The sequence below is a fragment of the Nocardia carnea genome (assembly GCF_029868855.1).
Lineage (GTDB): Bacteria > Actinomycetota > Actinomycetes > Mycobacteriales > Mycobacteriaceae > Nocardia > Nocardia carnea_A.
Genome location: NZ_JARWOV010000344.1, coordinates 1 through 3,983 on the forward strand (window position 1 = coordinate 1; position 3,983 = coordinate 3,983).

Genomic DNA, 3,983 nt, shown 5'->3' on the forward strand with positions numbered 1-3,983 from the left:
CCCCCGGCCCCGCGCCCGGCCCGGGCCGCCGCCCCCCGCCCCCCCCCCGCCCCCCCGCCCGCCGCCCCGCCCCCCGCCGCCCCCCCCCGCCCCGGCCGCGCGCCCCCCCCCCCCCCCCCCGCCGCCCCCCCCCCCCCCCCCCCCCCGGCCCCCCCCCCGGGGGGCGCCCCCCCCCCGTCTGCCGTTCCGGTCAGGAAATATCGAAGGCGCGGGCGCGCAGCGAGCGCTCGATTCCCGCCTTGCCCTCGCTCACCAGCCGCCGCAGGGCGGGCGGATGATCGGCGGCGAGGAATTCGTCGGCGCGGGCCACCGCTTCCTCGCTGATCGCCCAGGACGGGTACAGCCCGATCACCACGGTCTGTGCGACTTCGCTGGACCGGCGCTCCCACACCGCGGGAATCTCTGCGAAATACCTCTCCACAAACGGCTGTAGCAGGGTGTCCTGCCCGGCCGGGGCGAACCCGTTGACGATGGAGCGCGCGGTGATATTGGGTACCGAATCGTCTTCCATCACCGTGGCCCAGGCCGACGTCTTCACCTCGGCGATCGGGCGGGCCGTGGCCGCGGTGGCGGCCTGCCGGCGGCCGGCGGCGGTTTCGTCGTTGCGCAACTCCGCGTCGATGGCCGGGGTGGTTTCCGCACTGTCGGTGTCGATCTCTCCGGCCGCGGCCAGCGCGGTGAGCAGCCGCCAGCGCAGGTCGGTATCGACCGTGAGTCCGGGCAAACCCACCCCGGCCGGGTCGCCGTCGAGCAGTTCGCGCAGGACCTCGGTATGCCAGGCAGACAGCTTTGCACCGGTCAGCGCGTTGACGAACGCCAGCTGATGGTCCGATCCGGCGGCGGCTTCCCGGGCCAGTTCCAGCAGGCGATTCGCGTAATCCTGCCAGCCGGTGGTGTCGGCCCATTCCGGATCGGCGTAACTGCGCAGCGCGGTATTGGCCTGCATGAGCAGTCGCTGCACCACGCCGATCTCGGATTCCGCACCGATCCCGCGCTGCACCAGGGCTACGAAATCGCGAGCCCGGAACTCGGCCTGCCGGGTCATCTCCCAGGCCGCCGACCAGGCCAGGGTACGGGGCAGCGGTTCGGCGATATCGGCGATGTGGTTGATCAGGACGTCGAGGGAATCGGGGTCCAGGCGAACCGAGCAGTAGGTGAGGTCGTCGTCGTTGATCAGCACGAACTTGCCACGCGGTACGCCGACGAGTTCGGGGATATCGGTGCGCTCGGTGGCGGCGAGATCGAGTTCGACCCGCTTCGTGCGGACCAGTTTGCCCTCTTGATCGTCGTAGATACCGATGGCCAGCCGATGCACTCGCTGCTCACCGGCTCCGGGCGCGGCGCCCTCCTGGATCAAGGCGAACGAGGTGAACTTGCCGTCGGCGTCGACCTCGAAATCGGGCCGCAGGATGTTGAGCCCGGTGGTCTTGAGCCACTGGGCGCCCCAATCGGACAGATCGCGGCCGGAGGACTTCTCGAGGGCAGCCAGCAGATCGTCGAAGGTGGCGTTGCCGTAGGCGTGGTCGGCGAAATAGGAGCGCAGGCCGGCCAGGAACGGTTCCAGCCCTACATAGGCCACCAGCTGTTTGAGCACGCTGGCGCCCTTGGCGTAGGTGATGCCGTCGAAGTTGACCTCGACCGCGGCCAGATCCGGGATATCGGCGGCGATCGGGTGGGTCGAGGGCAGCTGATCCTGCCGGTAAGCCCACGATTTCTCGACATTGGCGAAGGTGGTCCAGGCGCTGGTGTACTCGGTGGCCTCGGCCTGGCACAGCACGGAGGCGAAGGTCGCGAACGATTCGTTCAGCCACAGATCGTCCCACCACTTCATGGTGACCAGATCGCCGAACCACATATGCGCCATCTCGTGCAGTACGGTCTCGGCGCGCCGCTCATAGGAGGCCCGGGTGACCTTGGACCGGAAGACGTAATCCTCGAGGAACGTGACCGCACCGGCGTTCTCCATCGCGCCGGCATTGAACTCCGGAACGAACAGCTGGTCGTATTTTCCGAAGGCGTACGGGATGCCGAAGTTCTTGTGATAGAAGCCGAAGCCCTGTTTGGTCTCGGCGAACAGCCGGTCGGCGTCCATGAATTCGGCGAGCGAGGCGCGGCAGTAGATACCGAGCGGGATGCTGCCGTGGTCGTCGGTGTAGGTATCGGTCCATTCGGCGTAGGGACCGGCGATGAGCGCGACCAGGTAGGTGCTCATGAGCGGCGTCGTGGCGAACCGGTGCCGGCCACCGTCGGAGCTGCCGGCACCGTTGGAGATGACTTTCCAGTCGCTCGGCGCGGTGACCTCGATATCGAAGGTGGCCTTGAGATCGGGCTGGTCGAAGCAGGCGAACATCCGCTTGGCGTCGGCGGTCTCGAACTGGGAGTACAGGTAGACCGCGTCGTCGGCGGGGTCGACGAACCGGTGCAGTCCCTCACCGGTGTGCGAGTACTCGCAGTCGGCCTCGACCACGAGTTCGTTGCGTTCGGCCAGGTCGGGCAGGGTGATACCGGTGGACTCGTCGTAGTCGGCGATATCGAGCGGTTTGCCGTTGAGCACCGCCGACCGGATACGGCGGGCGACGATATCGATGAAGGTCCGTGAACCCGGTTTCGCGGTGAAGGTGACCGTACTGCGCGAGAAGAACGTCTGTTCGCCCGGCTTCCCCGCGCTGTGTCCATCGGGGAGGAGCGAGGGCCCTCCGTGGTTACGCTCCGCTACCGCCTCCGGGCCTGACTCGCTCATCCCGCCGGTCAGATCCAGGTCGATTCGATAGTTCTCGACCGAGACGACGCCGGCGCGTTCGATCGCCTGTTCGCGGGTGAGGTTCGGTGCGGACATCGGGCTCCTTCGATTACACAGAGGTGCGGGCACGAGCGCTGTCCACAATGCCACGTCGGTAAGGTTTGCTTGCAGTGAAGTCGATCGACTCCACTCCAGTCGAGGACCAGAGGATCGGAGCCGCAACGTGAAGCATGTGCACGCCGGAAAGGTGCGCGACCTGTACACCGACGGTGACACGCTGCTGCTGGTTGCCTCGGACCGGGTCTCGGTGTACGACGTTTCGCTGCCCACACCGATCCCGGACAAGGGTGCGCTGCTGACGCAGCTGTCGAACTGGTGGTTCGATTTCTTCGCCGATATCCCCAATCATCTACTGTCCACCACCGATGTGCCCGCGGAATTCGCCGGCCGGGCGGTACGGGTGAAGCCGTTGAAGATGGTGCTGGTGGAATGCGTGGCGCGCGGGTACCTGGTCGGGTCGGGGTGGAAGGAATACCAGCGCAGCGGTTCGGTGTGCGGGGTGACACTCCCGGCGGGGCTGCGCGAAGGTGACCGGCTGCCCGAGCCGATCTTCACGCCGACCACGAAGGTATCCGACACCGGCCACGACGAGCCGATGACCTTCGACCAGGTGGTCGACCAGGAAGGCCGCGAAATCGCCGAGCAGTTGCGCGATCGCACCCTCGACCTGTACTCCCGGGGCGCGGCGCACGCCGCCGAACGCGGTGTGATCATTGCCGACACCAAGGTCGAATTCGGCTGGGACGGTGATGTGCTCACCCTCGGCGACGAACTGCTGACTTCCGATTCCTCCCGGTTCTGGCCGGCCGGGGAATGGGAGCCCGGCCGGTCGCAGCCTTCGTTCGACAAGCAGTTCGTCCGCGATTGGGCCACCTCCACCGGCTGGGACAAGGAACCGCCCGGCCCGGAGATCCCGGCCGATATCGTCGCCGCCACCCGGGAAAAGTACGTCCAGGCCTATGAGTTGATCACCGGCCGTACCTGGTGATATGCCCGTGGCCGGTCGGCCACCGAATCGGGCGCAGCGACAGCCGGATGAGCACGACTCGTTCGGCGCGGGGCCGACGTGATCAGAGGGCGATGGACGTGTCCGCGATCCGGTCGGGGGGGCCCGGCGGGGCCGCGGGGGTCAGGTGCATTTTACGCGGGCCCCCCAGCCACCCCGTCACCAAAAAAACCCCCC

Annotated in this window: 2 protein-coding genes; one reads left to right on the forward strand and one right to left on the reverse strand. The window is 67.6% G+C overall.

What is annotated here, in order from left to right; translation table 11 throughout:
• Nucleotides 1-190: 190 nt before the first annotated feature.
• Nucleotides 191-2,836 carry an aminopeptidase N gene (pepN, locus tag QH195_RS34655; RefSeq protein WP_280438494.1) on the reverse strand — a complete coding sequence of 882 codons (2,646 nt, stop codon included), beginning with the start codon at nt 2,834-2,836 and terminating at the stop codon, nt 191-193.
• A 127-nt stretch (nt 2,837-2,963) separates the two neighbouring features.
• On the opposite strand from pepN, the gene QH195_RS34660 reads away from it, so the two are divergent.
• Nucleotides 2,964-3,788, forward strand: a complete 825-nt coding sequence (locus QH195_RS34660) for a phosphoribosylaminoimidazolesuccinocarboxamide synthase (protein WP_280422737.1) — start codon at nt 2,964-2,966, stop codon at nt 3,786-3,788.
• Nucleotides 3,789-3,983: the final 195 nt, after the last annotated feature.